17 protein-coding genes are annotated in these 15,525 nt (G+C 74.4%); 10 read left to right on the top strand and 7 right to left on the bottom strand.

Features of this window, described 5'->3' with window-relative positions; translation table 11 throughout:
- The first annotated feature begins 122 nt into the window (after positions 1-122).
- The 4 genes from ACFWOG_RS18405 (at position 123) to ACFWOG_RS18390 (ending at position 3,829) form a co-directional block, all read left to right on the top strand.
- Entirely contained in the window at positions 123-1,439 is a 1,317-nt protein-coding gene (locus ACFWOG_RS18405; RefSeq protein WP_380359643.1) for an MFS transporter, read from the top strand.
- On the top strand, positions 1,436-2,455 hold the full coding sequence (locus tag ACFWOG_RS18400; RefSeq protein WP_329948601.1) for a hypothetical protein: 1,020 nt from the start codon (positions 1,436-1,438) through the stop codon (positions 2,453-2,455). The genes ACFWOG_RS18405 and ACFWOG_RS18400 overlap by 4 nt, the downstream gene beginning before the upstream one ends.
- Positions 2,456-2,627: 172 nt before the next feature.
- Positions 2,628-3,224: a hypothetical protein gene (locus ACFWOG_RS18395; protein ID WP_355405218.1), complete on the top strand. Its 597-nt coding sequence runs from the start codon at positions 2,628-2,630 to the stop codon at positions 3,222-3,224.
- 170 nt (positions 3,225-3,394) lie between these two features.
- A complete protein-coding gene (locus ACFWOG_RS18390) occupies positions 3,395-3,829 on the top strand; it encodes an SgcJ/EcaC family oxidoreductase (RefSeq protein WP_329948599.1) in 435 nt (144 codons plus the stop codon).
- 78 nt (positions 3,830-3,907) lie between these two features.
- Here ACFWOG_RS18390 and tuf read toward each other — a convergent pair whose 3' ends face one another.
- The 4 genes from tuf to ACFWOG_RS18370 form a co-directional block, all read right to left on the bottom strand.
- Positions 3,908-5,101, bottom strand: a complete 1,194-nt coding sequence (gene tuf, locus ACFWOG_RS18385; RefSeq protein ID WP_329948598.1) for an elongation factor Tu — start codon at positions 5,099-5,101, stop codon at positions 3,908-3,910.
- A gap of 285 nt (positions 5,102-5,386) precedes the next feature.
- The gene (locus ACFWOG_RS18380) at positions 5,387-6,310 is read right to left on the bottom strand and encodes a zinc-binding dehydrogenase (RefSeq protein WP_380359640.1); all 924 of its coding nucleotides are present in this window, start codon (positions 6,308-6,310) and stop codon (positions 5,387-5,389) included.
- Positions 6,311-6,420: 110 nt separating this feature from the next.
- Positions 6,421-6,858 (bottom strand): RidA family protein, encoded by a 438-nt coding sequence (locus ACFWOG_RS18375; RefSeq protein ID WP_329882047.1) that lies wholly within the window; start codon positions 6,856-6,858, stop codon positions 6,421-6,423.
- Positions 6,859-7,078: 220 nt separating this feature from the next.
- Complete coding sequence (locus ACFWOG_RS18370) at positions 7,079-8,119, bottom strand: NADP-dependent oxidoreductase (RefSeq protein WP_380359638.1); 1,041 nt, start codon at positions 8,117-8,119, stop codon at positions 7,079-7,081.
- A gap of 301 nt (positions 8,120-8,420) precedes the next feature.
- On the opposite strand from ACFWOG_RS18370, the gene ACFWOG_RS18365 reads away from it, so the two are divergent.
- Positions 8,421-9,356 (top strand): GNAT family N-acetyltransferase, encoded by a 936-nt coding sequence (locus ACFWOG_RS18365; protein ID WP_380359636.1) that lies wholly within the window; start codon positions 8,421-8,423, stop codon positions 9,354-9,356.
- Between the two features lie 228 nt (positions 9,357-9,584).
- Here the strand turns inward: ACFWOG_RS18365 and ACFWOG_RS18360 are convergent, their stop codons facing one another.
- A complete protein-coding gene (locus tag ACFWOG_RS18360; RefSeq protein ID WP_329882044.1) occupies positions 9,585-9,950 on the bottom strand; it encodes a hypothetical protein in 366 nt (121 codons plus the stop codon).
- A 142-nt stretch (positions 9,951-10,092) separates the two neighbouring features.
- On the opposite strand from ACFWOG_RS18360, the gene ACFWOG_RS18355 reads away from it, so the two are divergent.
- From ACFWOG_RS18355 to ACFWOG_RS18345, 3 genes are read left to right on the top strand one after another with little or no spacing between them, the layout of a single operon-like run.
- A complete protein-coding gene (locus ACFWOG_RS18355) occupies positions 10,093-10,452 on the top strand; it encodes a hypothetical protein (protein WP_329948593.1) in 360 nt (119 codons plus the stop codon).
- Positions 10,449-11,498, top strand: coding sequence for a DUF4388 domain-containing protein (locus ACFWOG_RS18350; protein WP_380359634.1), 1,050 nt, complete (start codon positions 10,449-10,451; stop codon positions 11,496-11,498). Before ACFWOG_RS18355 ends, ACFWOG_RS18350 begins: the two co-directional genes overlap by 4 nt.
- Positions 11,495-11,884: a roadblock/LC7 domain-containing protein gene (locus tag ACFWOG_RS18345; RefSeq protein WP_329882041.1), complete on the top strand. Its 390-nt coding sequence runs from the start codon at positions 11,495-11,497 to the stop codon at positions 11,882-11,884. Before ACFWOG_RS18350 ends, ACFWOG_RS18345 begins: the two co-directional genes overlap by 4 nt.
- A 391-nt stretch (positions 11,885-12,275) precedes the next feature.
- Here ACFWOG_RS18345 and ACFWOG_RS18340 read toward each other — a convergent pair whose 3' ends face one another.
- On the bottom strand, positions 12,276-12,797 hold the full coding sequence (locus ACFWOG_RS18340) for a VOC family protein (protein ID WP_380359631.1): 522 nt from the start codon (positions 12,795-12,797) through the stop codon (positions 12,276-12,278).
- A 98-nt stretch (positions 12,798-12,895) separates the two neighbouring features.
- On the opposite strand from ACFWOG_RS18340, the gene ACFWOG_RS18335 reads away from it, so the two are divergent.
- Complete coding sequence (locus tag ACFWOG_RS18335; protein WP_380359630.1) at positions 12,896-13,477, top strand: TetR/AcrR family transcriptional regulator; 582 nt, start codon at positions 12,896-12,898, stop codon at positions 13,475-13,477.
- 111 nt (positions 13,478-13,588) lie between these two features.
- On the opposite strand, the gene ACFWOG_RS18330 is transcribed toward ACFWOG_RS18335, so the two are convergent.
- The gene (locus tag ACFWOG_RS18330) at positions 13,589-14,896 is read right to left on the bottom strand and encodes an alpha/beta fold hydrolase (RefSeq protein ID WP_380359628.1); all 1,308 of its coding nucleotides are present in this window, start codon (positions 14,894-14,896) and stop codon (positions 13,589-13,591) included.
- A gap of 436 nt (positions 14,897-15,332) precedes the next feature.
- Here ACFWOG_RS18330 and ACFWOG_RS18325 point away from each other — a divergent pair, with 436 nt between their 5' ends.
- Entirely contained in the window at positions 15,333-15,482 is a 150-nt protein-coding gene (locus ACFWOG_RS18325) for a hypothetical protein (RefSeq protein ID WP_380359626.1), read from the top strand.
- The last annotated feature ends 43 nt before the right edge of the window (positions 15,483-15,525 follow it).

Here is a 15,525-nt window from a genome sequence, read left to right as displayed (position 1 = left end):
GACGCGGCCGGGACCTCCCCCGGCCGCGTCCCGCCGCTCCGCCGACCCCGCGCGGACCACCCCGCGCCGCCGTCCCGCGCCGACCGTCCCCGTGCCGAGCTCGCACCGGCGAAAGGCCACCCGTGTACCTGTCCACCATCGGCCGCCCGGCCGCCGCCGATCCCCCCACCGATCCCCCCGCCGGCCCGAGGAAGCGCCGCTGGGCCCTGGTGGGCGGCAACGTCGTCGCCCTCGGGACGGTCAGCCTGGTGACCGACGTCTCCTCCGAGATGGTCACCGCCGTCCTCCCGCTCTACCTGACCGCCGCCCTGCACCTCGGCCCGGCCGCGTACGGGGTGATCGACGGTCTCTACGGCGGCGCGACCGTGCTGCTGCGCCTGGTCGGCGGCTTCGTCGCCGACCGGATCCAGCGCCGCAAGGTCGTCGCCGGGGCCGGTTACGCGATCTCCGCCGTCGCCAAGCTCGGCCTGCTCGCCGCCGGCTCCGCACCGGCCGCGCTCGGCCTGGTGATCACCGCCGACCGGGCCGGCAAGGGCCTGCGCAGCGCCCCGCGGGACGCCCTGATCACCCTCTCCGCCCCGGAGGGCTCGCTGGGCCGGGCGTTCGGCCTGCACCGCACCATGGACGCGGCCGGCGCCTTCGCCGGCCCGCTGCTCGCGCTGGCGGTCCTGGCCGCCGCCGGACAGGCCTTCGACGCGGTCTTCGTCACCAGCTTCTGCGTCGCCGCCTTCGGCGTCCTGATCCTGGTGCTGTTCGTCCGCGACCACCGCACCCCGATGCCCGCGGCCGGCGCGATCTCCGCCCGCGCCGCGCTGGGCCTGCTGCGGCAGGGCCCGGTGCTGCGGCTGGTGCTGGCCGCCGCGCTGCTCGGGCTGGCCACGATCGGCGACGGCTTCGTCTACCTGCTGCTGCAGCGGCGTTCGGACCTCTCGCTGGGCTGGTTCCCGCTGCTGGCGGTCGGCACCAGCCTGACGTACCTGCTGCTGGCCGCGCCGCTGGGCGCGCTCGCCGACCGGATCGGCCGCCTCCCGGTGCTGCTGGGCGGCTACGCGGCCCTGGCCGGCGCGTACCTGCTGCTGTACGGGCCGCTCGACGGGACGGGCGCGACGGTGGCGGTGCTGGCGCTGCACGGCCTCTTCTACGCGGCCACCGACGGCGTGCTGATGGCCCTGGCCGGGCCCCGGCTGCCCGAGGCGCTGCGGACCACCGGCATCGCCCTGGTGCAGAGCGGACAGGCCCTGGCCTACCTGGCCTCCTCGGTGCTGTTCGGGCTGGCCTGGCAGTACTGGGGGCCGGCCACCGCCAGCCGGGCGGCCGCGGCGGCCGTCGTGGTGGCGCTGCTGGGGACCGTCGTCCTGCTGTCCGGCGGTCCGCGCCGCCCCGCCGGCCCGGCCGCTCCCGTGACCACCTCCGACACCCCTGCGAAGGAACCCCGTTGAACCTCACCCCGCGCGCCCGGCTGCTGGCGATCGCCACCGCCGCCCTGCTGCTCGGCGGCGCCGCCACGACGTACACCCTGACCGCCGGCTCCGCACCGGGCACCGCCGCGACGGCCCCGGGCCGCGGCTCCGCCCCCGACTCCGACTCCGATCCCGACGGCGACCCCGGCGGCACGGCGGCCGGTCCGCGCATCCAGGTCCTGAGCAACGGCCTGCTCTCGTCCGTCTCCCGCCAGGACCCGGGCGGAAGCCGCGAGGTCGGCAGCCGCCGCTGCGAGCGCGCGTACGCCGCCGCCGGGACGGTCGCCTGCCTCGCCCCGGCCGGCGCCCTGGAGGGGCCCGAACTCGTCGTGCTGGACCGGGCGTCGAACGAGCGCAGGAAGGTCTCGCTGACCGGCCTCCCGAACCGGCTCCGGGTCTCCGCCAGCGGCCGGATGGTCTCCTGGACGCTCTTCGTCGGCGGCGACTCCTACGCGGGCAACTCCTTCTCCACCCGGACCGGCGTCCTCGACACCTCCGGGGGGCAACTCCTCAACACTCTGGAGGAGTTCACGATCACCCGGGAGGGCCGGCCGTACCGCGCCGCCGACGTGAACTACTGGGGGGTGACCTTCACCGCGGACGACAACCGGTTCTACGCGACCCTCGCCACCGACGGCCACCGCTACCTGGTGGAGGGCGACCTCGCGGCCCGGACCGTCCGCACGCTCGCCGACAACGTCGAGTGCCCGTCGCTCTCCCCCGACGGCCGCCGGATCGCGTTCAAGCAGGCCGTCGACGGCGACCCCGCCAAGGGCTGGCGCCCCGCCGTGCTGGACCTCGCCACGATGGCCGCCACCCGGCTGCCCGAGCAGCGCTCGGTGGACGACCAGCCCGCCTGGCTCGACGACGCCACCGTCGCGTACGCGATCCAGCGCTCGGACGGGGTCAACGACGTCTGGGGGGTACCGGCCGACGGTTCGGCGGCGCCCGCGCTGCTCGTCCCCGAGGCCAACTCCCCCGCCCCGCTGTCCTGACCGTGCGCCGTCCGCCCGCCTGCCCGCCGCCGTCCGGTTCCGCCGGACCGGCGGAACCGGCGGAACCGGCGGAACCGGCGGAACCGGCGGAACCGGCGGAGCGGAACCGGGTGTACGGATTCCGCGTGTACGGGGGTGCCGTGTCCGGTCGTCTTCCTGGGAGACTCGCCCCATGACCGCCCCCCGTCGCCTCCTCCTCGCCGTGCTGCTCTGCTGTACCGTCACCGCCGGCCTGGCCGCCTGCACCCCGATCGACGAGGACCCGACGGTGGCGATGGCCTCGGACGACGACGAGGACACGGCCGACGCCGAGGACCTCGACGACGCGGCCCCGTGGGAGGACGGCACGGAGGAGGCGTACGGCGCCGCGACCGACTCCGCGCCGACGGCCCCCTCGCCCGAGTGCACCGACCTCTCGCTGAGCCCCGGCCACCAGGTCGTCCGGGTCGTCGGCGAGATCGAGGGCCGCCTCACCGCCCTCCCCACCCGGTACGTCTGCGACTCCGACGCCCCCGACGACGGCTCCTACGACCCGGTCGGCATCCCCACCGCCTACCCGCTCGCCGCCCGGGTGACCGCCACCCTCGTCGCCCTTGAGGACGGTGAGCCCGCCAAGGAGGTCCAGCTCCCCGTCCTCCTGGAGCACCTCGGCGACTGCCTGGCCGACCGTGAGCCCGACCCGCCGTACGGCTGCTACGGCGACACCTACGACATCGTCCTCGACGCCCGCGGTCGCATCACCCGCATCACGGAGCTGTACCGCCCCTGAGGACCTGGGCCCCGAGGCGCTGCCCCTCCGCCCCGGACGGCGCCGGCCTCCCGCGGTGGCCCGTACCGGCCTCCGCCCACCGGGCTTGACCTCAAGTGGGGTTCACGTTGTCGGATAGGGCCCAGGCGGTGATCACCACCGCCGGCACGGCACGTGAGGAGGGGTTCGCCATGGCGAACGACGTACTGGTGGTGGGGGCCGTTCCGGCCGAGGTCAGGAACGCGGTGACCGGGGTGGTCGCCGCCCTGGAGAAGGCGTTCAACACCAAGGACGCGACCGCGCTGGGCGAGCAGTTCGGCGAGCAGGCCTCGTGGACCAACGCCCGCGGCCTGCGGCTCGACGGACGGACGGCGATCGCCGAGTTCAGCAGGCCGGCGATGGAGAGCTTCCTGCGGGACTCCTACGCCCGGTACGACGTGGTGAAGATCCTGGCGATCGCGGAGGACGTGGTCGCGGTGAACGTCGCCCAGACGCCCACCGACGCCGCGGGCGAACCCGTGGAGGGGGCGCACGGCGCCGCCCTCTACGTGGTGGCCCGCCAGGCGGACGGCTGGAAGATCGTGGCCGGTCAGAACAACGCGGTCGATGCCCCGTCCGCAGGGTGAGTGACGACCGGTCCCGAGCCGGGGGCCGCCTCCGATCCTTCGATCGTGCCAGGAGGCGGCCCCCTTCTCCCTCTTCTCCTACTTGGTGATCCTCGTGACCTGGCCCGCGCCGACGGTCCGGCCGCCCTCCCGGATGGTGAACCGCAGGCCCTCCTCCATCGCGACGGGCTGGATCAGGGTGACGGTGATCTCGACGTTGTCCCCGGGCATGACCAGTTCGGTGCCCTCCTTGAGGGTCACCACCCCGGTGACGTCGGTGGTGCGGAAGTAGAACTGGGGCCGGTAGTTGTTGAAGAACGGGGTGTGCCGGCCGCCCTCGTCCTTGGACAGGATGTAGGCCGTCGCCTCGAACTCGGTGTGCGGGGTCACCGATCCGGGCTTGATGATGCACTGGCCGCGCTCGACGTCCTCGCGCTTGATGCCGCGCAGCAGCAGGCCGACGTTCTCGCCGGCCCGCCCCTCGTCGAGCAGCTTGCGGAACATCTCGATGCCGGTGACCGTGGTCGTGGTCTTCTCCGGCTTGATGCCGATGATGTCGACGGTCTCGTTGACCTTCAGCACCCCGCGCTCGATCCGGCCGGTCACCACGGTGCCGCGGCCGGTGATGGTGAAGACGTCCTCGACCGGCATCAGGAAGGGGTGGTCGATGTCCCGCGTGGGCTGCGGGATGCTCTCGTCGACGGCCTTCATCAGACCCAGCAGCTTCTCGCCCCACTCCTTGTCGCCCTCCAGGGCCTTGAGGGCGGAGACCTGGACCACCGGGGTGTTGTCGCCGTCGAACTCGTACTCGGAGAGGAGCTCGCGGACCTCCAGCTCGACGAGCTCCAGGATCTCCTCGTCGTCCACCATGTCGGCCTTGTTCAGGGCGACGACGATGTACGGGACCCCTGACTGGCGGGCCAGCAGGACGTGCTCCTTGGTCTGCGGCATCGGGCCGTCGGTGGCGGCGACGACGAGGATCGCCCCGTCCATCTGGGCGGCGCCGGTGATCATGTTCTTGATGTAGTCCGCGTGACCCGGGCAGTCGACGTGGGCGTAGTGACGCGCCTCGGTCTGGTACTCGACGTGCGCGATCGAGATCGTGATGCCGCGCTGCCGCTCCTCCGGCGCCTTGTCGATCTCGTCGAACGGCGTGAAAGGGTTCAGGTCCGGATAGGCGTCGTGCAGGACCTTGGTGATCGCCGCCGTCAGCGTCGTCTTCCCGTGGTCGACATGGCCGATGGTGCCGATGTTGACATGCGGCTTCGTCCGCTCGAACTTCGCCTTCGCCACGCGCTCCTCCTCAGATGTCGGACCGGGGCGGAGAGCCATCGGCCGACCGCCTGCCCGCGCTGCTCATGGAAAGCGCGGGGCGCGGCCGTCGCACGCGGGGAGGGCGTGCCCCCGCCGCCGCGACCAGGAGTGACCGACCCCGCGCAGAGGGTAACCATAGCGGGCCGGGGGTGCGGCGGAGCCGGGACCACGCCCTCCGGCGGGCCGGGCCCCGCAGGCCCGCCGGTCCCGGCCCGGCCGTCCGGACCGGCCGTCCGGGCCAGTCGCCCGGGCCAGTCGTCCGGGCTAGTCGTCCGGGCCCAGGTCCAGGACGGCCTTGCCGAGGACCCGGCGCCCGACGAGCGCGTCCGCCGCCTCGTGGGCCCTGGTCCAGGAGCCGCGCCAGCCGATCTGCGGGGAGAGCCGGTCCGTCGCCACCAGGTGGAGCAGGTGACCGAGGTCGGCACCGACGGGCGTGCTGACGTTGAAGTTCTCCAGCCGACCGTTCGGGCTCTCGACGCGGGCCCGCTCGAAGTCGATGACGGTCGGCTCGCCGGAGGCCTTCCCGATCGCCTGGACGACGCCGCCGCGTTCGAGGCGGTAGAACGCCTCGGCCAGCTGGCTGCCGCCGACGTTGTCGAGCACGCCGTACACCGGCGCCGTCAGCTCCTCCGGGCCGTGCACGATCTCGGCCGCGCCCAGCTCCCGCAGGCCCTCCGCACGGGCCGGGCCGCCGACCGAGGCGACGACGTGCGCACCCCCCAGCGCGAGGAGCTGGACGGCGAAGCGCCCCACCCCGCCCGAGGCGCCGGTGACCAGGACCCGACGGCCGAGGACGGAGCCCAGGCGGCGGACCGCCTGGAGCGCCGTGACCCCGGCCACCGGGAGGGCGCTCGCCGTCCCGAGGTCGACGGCGTCGGGCACGACCGCCAGCTCGGCGGTGTCCACCACCCGCAGCCGCGCCCAGGCGCCGCCCCACCCGAAGGTGACCACCCGGGCCCCGACGGGTGGACCCGATCCGTCGTCGGCCGACCGGACGACGACACCCGCCGCGTCCCAGCCCGGCACCGTGCCGGGTGGGGTGTCCGGCGACCGGTAGACGATCTCACCGAAGTTGAAGGAGACCGCGCCGACCTCGATCAGCGCCTGTCCGGGCCCGGGTTTCGGATCCGGCACCTCGGCGAAGCTCAGCTGCCGGGGGGCGTTCGGGTCGTGGACGAGTGCCTTCATGGCGGGCCCTTCAGTGCGGAGGATCGGAGGAGGGGGTGCCGCGGAGGAGGTGCCGCGGAGGGGGCCGCCACGATCGGCGGCCCCCTGGAGTGGCGCCGGGCGCCGCGGGGTCAGCGGGTGGCGCTCTCCGCGCCGTCGACCGGGCGCACCGCGACCGCGTCTATCTCGAAGAGCATCCCGGGCAGCGCCAGCGACGCGACGCCGCTGAGCGTCTGGGCGGGCAGCCGGTCGCCCCAGGCGGCGTGCAGGGCCTTCCCCAGCACACCCAGCTTCTCCAGGTCGTGGTCGACGACGTACGAGCCGAGCCGGACGACGTGCTCGAAGCCGAGGCCGACGCCGGCCAGCGCGGTGCGCAGGTTGTCGAAGGACCGCTCGACCTGGGCGGCGAAGTCGCCGGGGACGACCTGGCCGCTCTCGTCGGAGGCGTACTGCCCGCCGATGAAGACCGGTTCGCCGGGCGCGGAGGCGGCGTGGCTGTAGCCGAACGGCGTGGGGTCGTGCAGGCCGGCGGGGTTGGTGAGGGTGCGGTGGTCGTGGAGGTCACTCATGGTCGACGGTTCCTTCGGTTGTGGTGCGGTGGGTGCGACGGGTCGTTGTCGTGACGTCAGGTGCGGTGCTGCGCATGCCTTCCGGCGGCTCGGCGTCGACCCGGAGCCCTCCGGTGGCAACGCTCCGCGCGGCGGCGATCATCCCGGCGGGCGGGCGGTCCCCCCGCCCGCCGGGCTTCCTTCCGGCGGTCCTCCTCCGGGCGGTCCTCCTCCGGGCCGGTCATCCCTCCAGGCGGACGAGCATCTTGCCGGTGTTGGCGCCGCGCATCACGCCGAGGAAGGCGGCCGGCGCCTGCTCGATGCCCTCGACGACGGTCTGCTCGGTGCGCAGGCTCCCGTCGGCGAGCCAGCCGGCGGCCCGGCCGATCCACTCGGGGAAGAGGTGGAAGTAGCTGCTGACCAGCATCCCGCGCAGGTTCAGCTCCTTGGCCGCCGCCTGGAACAGGTTGTCCGGGCCCGGGGCCGGGCTGGTCGCGTTGTAGGTGCTGATCGCGCCGACGAGGGCGATCCGGCCGCCGGTGCGCATCGCGCCGATGGCGGCCCGCAGGTGGTTGCCGCCGACGCTGTCGAGGTAGACGTCGATGCCCTCCGGGGCGGCTGCGGCGAGCTGTTCGTCCAGCGAGCCGGCCCGGTAGTCGATCGCGGAGTCGTAACCGAAGTCCGTCACCAGCTTCGCGGCCTTCTCCGGGCCGCCGGCCGAACCGATCACCTTCGAGGCGCCGAGCCTGCGGGCCAGCTGCCCGGCGACGCTGCCCACCGCCCCGGCGGCGGCGGAGACGAAGACGACGTCGCCCTCGCGGACCGGGGCGATCTCGGTGAGCGCCGCGTAGGCGGTGAGGCCGGTGGTGCCCAGCACCCCCAGGTAGGCGGACGCCGGGGCGAGGCCGGTGTCGACGACGGCCGCGGCGGCGGCGTCCAGGACGGCGTACTCGCGCCAGCCGAGGAAGTGGGAGACGGTCGCGCCGACCGGCACGGCGTCGGAGCGGGAGGCGACCACCACGCCGACCGCGCTGCCGTCCAGGGCCGCGCCGAGCTCGAACGGCGGGATGTAGGACGGCGCGTCGTCCATCCGGCCCCGCATGTACGGGTCCACCGACATCCAGGTGTTGCGGACGACGATCTCGCCCTCGGCCGGCTCGGGGACTGCGGTGCGGACCAGCTCGAAGGTGTCGGCGGTGGGCGACCCGACCGGGCGGGAGGCGAGCCGGACCTCGGCGGAGAAGGTGGTGGCGGGGGTCACGGTGGTCTGCTGGGTGCTCATGGCGGGCTTCCTCGTTCTTCGTCCGGTGCTGCCGTTTCCTGCTGACGAGGAAGACTCTGCCGGGGGCCTCGCACGATCGGCTGACGGTCCGCGCACGGCCGCCCGGCCCGTACGCACAGGGCCGCCCGGCGGGCGTGCGCACGGGACGTCGGACCGGCCGACTTCCGGTGCGGGAACCCTCGGCCGGGCGTCCGGCGCGGACGCCCGCACGTCCGCCGGTGCGAAGGACGCCGGTGCGAACGACGCCGGTGCGGCGAAACCGGTCGACAGGAGCGGCCCGGGTGGCGGAGAGTCGGGAAGCATGACCGTGCTCCCCGAACTGCCGCCGCTCCCCGCCCGCTACCGGAGCCGGCCGGCCGCCGCCGACGACGCCCCGGCCGTCCACCGGCTGGTCGACGCCTGCGAGCGCGACCTGCTGGGCCGGGCCGAGACCGGGTCCGACGACATCGCCGCCGACCTGGCCCTCCCCGACCTCGACCCGGCCCGCGACGCGCTGCTCGTGCAGGACGGCGACGGCGAGGTGGCCGGCTGGGCGTGGGTCCGCGGGGGCCGCCGGAGCCGGATCGACGTCCACCCGACCCACCGGGGCGCCGGGTTGGGCGGATGGCTGCTCGACTGGACCGAGGCGCAGGCCCGGCGTGCGGGCGGCGTACGGCTCGCCCAGGCCGTGGAGGACGGCGACCGGGCCGCCGTGGCACTGCTGCGCTCGCGCGGGTACCGGCCGTTCGTCTCCCAGTGGCAGCTGGGGATCGCACTGCCCGCCCGCCCGGTGGCGGCCGGGCCGCCGGACGGGATCACGGTGCGGCCCTTCGCCCCCGGTGACGAGCAGGCGGCCTACCTGCTCACCGAGGACGCGTTCGACGAGTGGCAGGTGCGGCGCAGCTCCTACGAGGAGTGGGCCCTGCGGACCGTCGGACGGGAGGCGTTCGCGCCCGCGCTCTCGCGGGTGGCCCTCGCGGACGGGGAGATGGTGGGCGCGGCGCTGTCGCTCGACGTGCCGGGCGGGAGCGAGGGCTACGTGGAACGGCTGGCCGTCCGCCGCGACCACCGGAACCGGGGCATCGCACGGCTGCTGCTGGGCGAGGTGTTCGGCGCGTTCCACCGGCACGGGCGGGAGCTGTGCACCCTGTGGACGCACTCGAACACCGGCGCGCTGCCGCTGTACGAGCGGGTCGGGATGACCGTCCGGCGCACCTCGTCGATGTACGGCAAGGTGCTCGACGAGGAGCCCCGGTAGGGCGGGGGGCGGTGCGGCGTTCCGGCGTTCGGCCGCTCCACGGTTCCGGGATTAGGGCTCGGTGCGGAACGCCGGGGGGACAATATGACGCCCAGTCATCGGAAAGTCACGCATTTCCGCGATTGATGCGCACCTGCAATTTCCGCACCCCACCCCCACGGACGGAACGCCGTAGCCGGTTCATCACGCTTCGCATTCGCACCGGGAATTCCCGGTGCGGCGCGCATCCTAGACGTCGAGATCGGCCTCGATCCGCTTGAGACCGTGCCGGGCGAGCGCCAGGTTGGCGCGCGAGCGGTCCAGCGCCAGGTAGAGGAAGAGGGATCCGTGACTGCGCGCCAGCGGGCGGATCAGGTGGTACTGGGTGCCGAGGGTGATCAGGATGTCCTCGATGACGTCGTCGATCGACAGCGCTGCCAGGGCCCGTATCTTGGCCCGGACGACCTCGGTGTTGGCGGCTGCCGCGACCTCCAGGTCGAGCTGCTGGCCCCCGCCGAGGAACCCGAGTGACATACCGCTCTCGTAGTCGGCCAGAGCCACGCCGATGGCGCCCTCGATGGCCATCGCGTCCTTGAGTGCGTTGTCAATGTTCATGCGCTGTTCGTCCTTTGCGTGACTTCCGGGCAGAACTCCCGTGTGCGGGAACAAAGTAGCAAGAAGCCACCCTCGGTGGTCACCCCGCGGAAATGGTGGAATAAAGTACGCTGCCAACAGTTCGGAACGTGAAGGGGTACTGGTGCGCGCACTCGAAGCTTCCCTCTCCGATGTGCTCGACTCCCCCGGAGTCATCGGCGCCGCTCTCGTCGACGCCGTCACGGGCCTCAGCTACCACTCCGCCGGGGACCACCGGCTGCTCGGCAGCGGGGCCGAGCTCGCCGAGCTGACCAATCTGATCGGCGAGCGTCTGTACGAGGCCGGGGTGGAGAGCGAGTTGGAGAGCGTGGTGGTCACCAGCACCCGCCATCACCAGGTCGTCCAGGTGGTGCCCCGTCAGGGCGACCCCCTGCTGCTGGCCACCGTGCTGGACCGGGGGCGGACCAACCTGGCGCTGGCGATCCGCCAGACCGCCGACCGTGCGGGGGGCCTGCTGGCATGAGCGGCCCTCCCGACGAGCTGTCCCACGACCCGGCCCACCACCCTGCCCGCCACCCTGCCCACCGACCGGCCGGCGGCCGGGCCCACGACCCGGCACCGCCCGTGCCGCCCGCGGCCCGTAACGTGCCCGCGCTGCTCCTCGCGCTGCACCGGACGGGCTTCACCGGCTCGGTCACCGTCTCCAGCGCACCGGGCGGCACCATCCACCTGGAACAGGGGCTGGTCACGGCGATCGAGACCCCCGGGGCCCCGACCGCCGAGACCCTGCTGCTGAAGGCGCGGCGCGTCGGCGAGGCGGACTGGGCGACCGCCGAGACGGCCGCCTCCGCCGCCCGCCCGGTCGACGCTCCCGCGGCCTGGGGCGGCGACCTCGGCGCGGCCCTGGTGGCCCAGGGGTCGATCGGCGCCACCGAACTCGAAGCCGTCTGCGCCGCCGCCGCCTTCGACGGAGCCTTCGCCCTGGTGCTCAGCCCGCCCGGCAGCTGGGAGATCGCCGAATCGGCGCCGCCCGCCCGGATCGCGCTGTGCCCGGGGATCGAGCCGCAGCGGCTCTTCGAGGAGACCGCCCGGCGGGTGGCGCTGCTGACCCGCCTCTGGGGCCCGCCCGGCGAGCTGGCCCGCACCCGGATCCGCCCTGCCGCCGCGGCCGAGTCCGCTGCGTCGCGGATCCCGGTCCGGTACCGGGAGGTCCTGGCCGCGGCCACCGGCCGCCGCACCCCGCGCGACATCGGATTCGCGCTGGGGCGCGGCGTGTTCTCGGTGCTGCTCGACGTCGTCCGGATGGACGCCCGACACCTTCTCCACCGCGAAACGGCGCTCCCGGCCGCCACGGCACCGAGCGTGGCCCCGCGAACGCCGCCGAGCGGACCGCTGCCGACCGCGACCGGGCCGCTGCCGCGTCGCGTCCCCGGCGTACGCGGCGCAGGGAGCGCGGGCGGCCACGGCCGGCCGGACTCCCGGCCCGAGGAAGCGGCGGGCGCTTCCGACGGGCCACCGAACGCACACCGCACCGAGACGACAGAGACGACCGAGAAGAGCAGACCATGAGCACCCAGACACCGACCGCCGTTCTCGTCGCCGAGTTGAAGTCCCTCCGCGAACGGGTCATGGGCATCTCCGAGAGTGTCATCTCCACCGCCGACGGCCTGCTGGTGGCCGCCGACACGGCCGCCGTCCACCCCGAGTCGGCCGCCGCCCTGTCGGCCGCCATGCTCGGCCTCGGCCGGCGCACCGCGGCCGAGGTCGGCGTGGGCGGCCTGCGCGACGTGGTCACCCGCTGCAACGGCGGCTACGTCGTGGTGCTGGCGATCGGGGACCAGGCGCTGCTGATGGTCCTGGGCGACGAGGGCCTCGACATCGCCGGCCTGCACCGCGAGTCGCCCGCCTCGATCCGGCGGCTGAGCGAGCTGCTCGGGATGGTCCCCGCGGCCTAGCGCAGGCCCCGGCGAGGACGGGGGTGTCCGGGATCCGCACAACGGCGGGCCTGCCGGACGGCAGGCGGGCGGGGCCCGGCCGCCCGACACGGCCGTCGGTCACGGCACGCCCGCGGACGCGTCCGCATCCGCGTACGCAGGCACCGGCCCCTCCGGACAGCGTCGCCCATAGCCTGACATGTCGTCACCGCAACCGGTCGGCAAGGGCCGCGCGGACCGACCCGCCTGCCTCAACGGACGCTCTCACGACAGGACTTGGGCTGCGAAGGCCGCCACAGCGCCCCAGCTGGAGGGGTGCACCGCACTCCGGGGCCCGGGCTGACCGGACCGGAGCGGCGTCGCCTTCGTGCCCCATGGGGCACGCCGCGGATTCCGCGAGGCCGGCCGCGGGTCAGGCGCCCGTGTACTGGGCGGCGTACTCCTCGCTGGGCGGGACGACGGTGATGACGTCGATCAGCACGCCGTCCGGGGCGGCGACGATGAAGTGACGCTGGCCGAACTCCTCCGCGCGCAGCGGCAGCACCTCGGGCAGGCCGGCCCCGGCGACGAGCCGCCGGTGCTCGGCGTCCACATCGTCCACCTCGAAGTTCAGCAGCAGGCCGCCCCGGAGTGGGGTCCGGTGGCCCTCGGGGAGGGTCGGGTGGGTGTGGTCCAGCAGGGCCAGCTCGTACTGCGGGGCGTCGGGGCGGCGCAGGCTCACGTACCAGTCGGCTTCGAAGGTGACCTCGAAGCCGAGGTGGCGGGTGTAGAAGGCGCGGGAGGCGGCCACGTCCCGGGTGGCGATCACCGGGTAGAAGCCACCGAGCCCGGCCGCGGGCGCGTTCGCGGTCCCGTTCGCAGTTCCGTTCGCAGTTCCGTTCGCGGGCTCGGCCCCGAGGCCGGTCCCGAGGTCGCTCCTGAGGTCGTTCGTCATGGCGGAGGCCCTTCGCGTCCATTTCACATACCCGGGGTATGTGAACCTTGGCGCTAGCATACCCGGGGTACGCGAAATGGAAAGGGCGGTGCGACGCGATGGCGGTCAACCGGGCGGAGCAGCGGGCAGCCACCCGGCGGGCGCTGCTGACCGAAGGGCGGCAGCGGTTCGCCGCCGACGGCTACCACCAGGTGGTGCTGGCCGAGGTGGCACGGGCCGCCGGGGTCACCAAGGGAGCCGCCTACCACCACTTCGACAGCAAGGCCGGACTCTTCCGGGCCGTCGTCGCCGAGGTGCAGCAGGAGCTGGGCGAGCGGGTCGCGGCGGAGGCCGAACGGCACGAGGACCTCTGGGAGCAGCTCCGGGCCGGCTGCCGCGCCTTCCTCGCCTCGGGGACGGACCCGGCCGTGCGACGGATCCTGCTGGTCGACGCGCCGACCGTGCTGGGCTGGGACGAGTGGCGGGCGCTGGACGAGGAGTCGTCCGCCCGGCACCTGGCGGAGGCCCTGACGGCGCTCGTGGCGGCCGGGACCGTCGAAGACCAGCCGGTGGAGCCGCTGGCCCGGCTGCTCTCGGGGGCGATGAACGAGGCCGCGCTCTGGATCGCACGGGGCGGGGACTCCCGGGCCGCCGAGCAGGCGCTCGACCGGCTCCTGCCGGGACTGCGCACGTCGGCCTGATCGCTCGCACCCGACGCCCGGCCGAACGCCCCACGGATGCCCGGCCGGCGAGGGGCCGCCCCCACAGCGGCCCGTCGCCGGCCCTCCCACCGCCCGCCCCGGTCTCGCGGGTCAACCCCGCGGGTCGGTGAGGTAGGCGTCGAACGCCCCCTTCGTCGGTTCGGAGGAGTAGAGCCAGTGGCCCACGACGTCCCGGGTGAGCAGGGTGGCCCTCGGGAAGGACTGCGTCATCCGGCGCGCACCCGGCAGCGGCGTCCGCTGGTCGAGGGTGGCGTTCGCCACCAGGACGCGCGGGAGGTCGCCCGCCACCCGGGCGGGCCGGGCCTTCGGCGGGACGGTCCAGCCCTGGCAGCCGAGGACGATGTCCAGGCCCTGGGTGCTGACGCGGACGTGCGGCGCGGCCCGGGCGACCCGCTCCCGGATGGCCCGGTACTCGGCGTGGTCGCGGATCCGGAGGTCGTAGTCCCGGCAGAGCACGAGCTGCATGTCACGGCTGGGGCCCTGGTGCTGGGGCCAGTGGACCGTGCCCGTCCCGGTGTACACGGCGGCCAGCTCCCGCGCCGCCCGCTCCGGGTCCCACCCCCAGGTCAGGAACGTGAGGAAGTCGGACAGGCCGTCGGCGTCGGCCACGGCCTGTGTCGGCCCGTCCGGTCCCGGGACGCGGAGCGTGCCGGCCTCGGCGCGGGCGAACAGTTCGGCGGCGACGGCCGCCAGGTCCCGGCCGCTCAACGCACAGGACGGCGCCGTCGAGCACCAGGCCGCCAGGCGCTTGAAGGTGTCGTCGGCGGTGACGCTGGCGTCGGTGAGGAAGCGCTCAGCGTTCGGCCGGTCCGGGTCCATCACGCTGTCGAGGGCGAGCGCGCGGAGCCGCTCCGGGAACAGGCGCGCGTAGCGCTCGCCGAGGAGCGTGCCGTAGGAGTGGCCGAGGAAGCTGATCCGGCGCTCGCCGAGGGCGGCGCGGATCGCGTCCATGTCCCGCGCCACGCTCTCGGTGTCCATGTGCGCGGCGAGCGGGCCCGTGAGCCGCAGGCAGCCGGCCGCGAGCCGGCCGTTCAGGGTGCGCATCTGCTCGAAGGCCGCCGCGTCGCGCGGGCGGGACGTGATCCCGCCCGCGATCGACTCGTCGCAGCGGGCCTGCTGGCTGCGGTGGCTGCCCCTCGGGTCGAAGCCGACGATGTCGAACCGCTGCAGCATCTCCGGCGTGTAGACGCCCTTCTGGGGGTGACCGGCGTGCAGCGCGTCGTCGGCCCCGGGGGCCCAGGGGCCGCCCGGGTTCGACATCAGGACGCCGATGCGCCGGGCCGGGTCGGCGGCCCGCAGGCGGGCGACGAAGATGCCGGTCTTCGGGCCGTGCGGCTTCGACCAGTCCACCGGCACCTCGACCGTCGCGCACTGCGCGGCGGGGTTCGGGTCCGGCATGGGCGGTTCGCTCCTGGGGCAGGAGCCCCACCTGATCGGCGCCGCGGAGGTACTCGGCTCCGACTGGTTCTGGGCGGCGGCCGGTCCGGTCAGCGCGAGGGTCGCGACTGAGGCGGAGAGCGCCAGGAGGGCGGACAGTACGCGCCGCCCTCGGTTCGGATGGGTCTTCCCACGCATACTCATGCCCGTGAACAACCCGCCACCACCGCCGCCGGGTTGCGTCCACCTGCGACACACGGTGATTCCGTGCCCGATGAGGCACGTCGATGCGACTTTCAAGTCCCTTGTTCTCATGGCTGGTTGACGAATCGACAGCCGATTCCGGAAGGTTCTCGGCGAGGCCGGCACCCGCTGCCCCGGTCCTTCGACCGTGGGTGTCCGGCCCGCCCCGCCCCGCCGCCCGGCGGAGTGGACCGCTCGTCACCCGGGGACACGGATGAAGAGGATCAAGAGGGCCGCCGCCACCGCGGTGGCCGCCATGGCGCTGGCCATGGGCGGCGCGGCGGGCACGGCCGGCACGGCCCACTCCCGGAGCACCACGGAGACGCCCCGGGGCGACTCCCACAAGGCCGAGCTCAGGAGCTAGGTCTCACGAACTCGGGCCCGCCGGTGGGAGCGGGTCCGACGGC

It is taken from the genome of Kitasatospora sp. NPDC058406 (genome assembly GCF_042722765.1).
Taxonomy (GTDB): Bacteria; Actinomycetota; Actinomycetes; order Streptomycetales; family Streptomycetaceae; genus Kitasatospora.
Note: the sequence above shows the minus strand (reverse complement) of the source record. Positions and strands in the feature narration are given on the sequence as shown.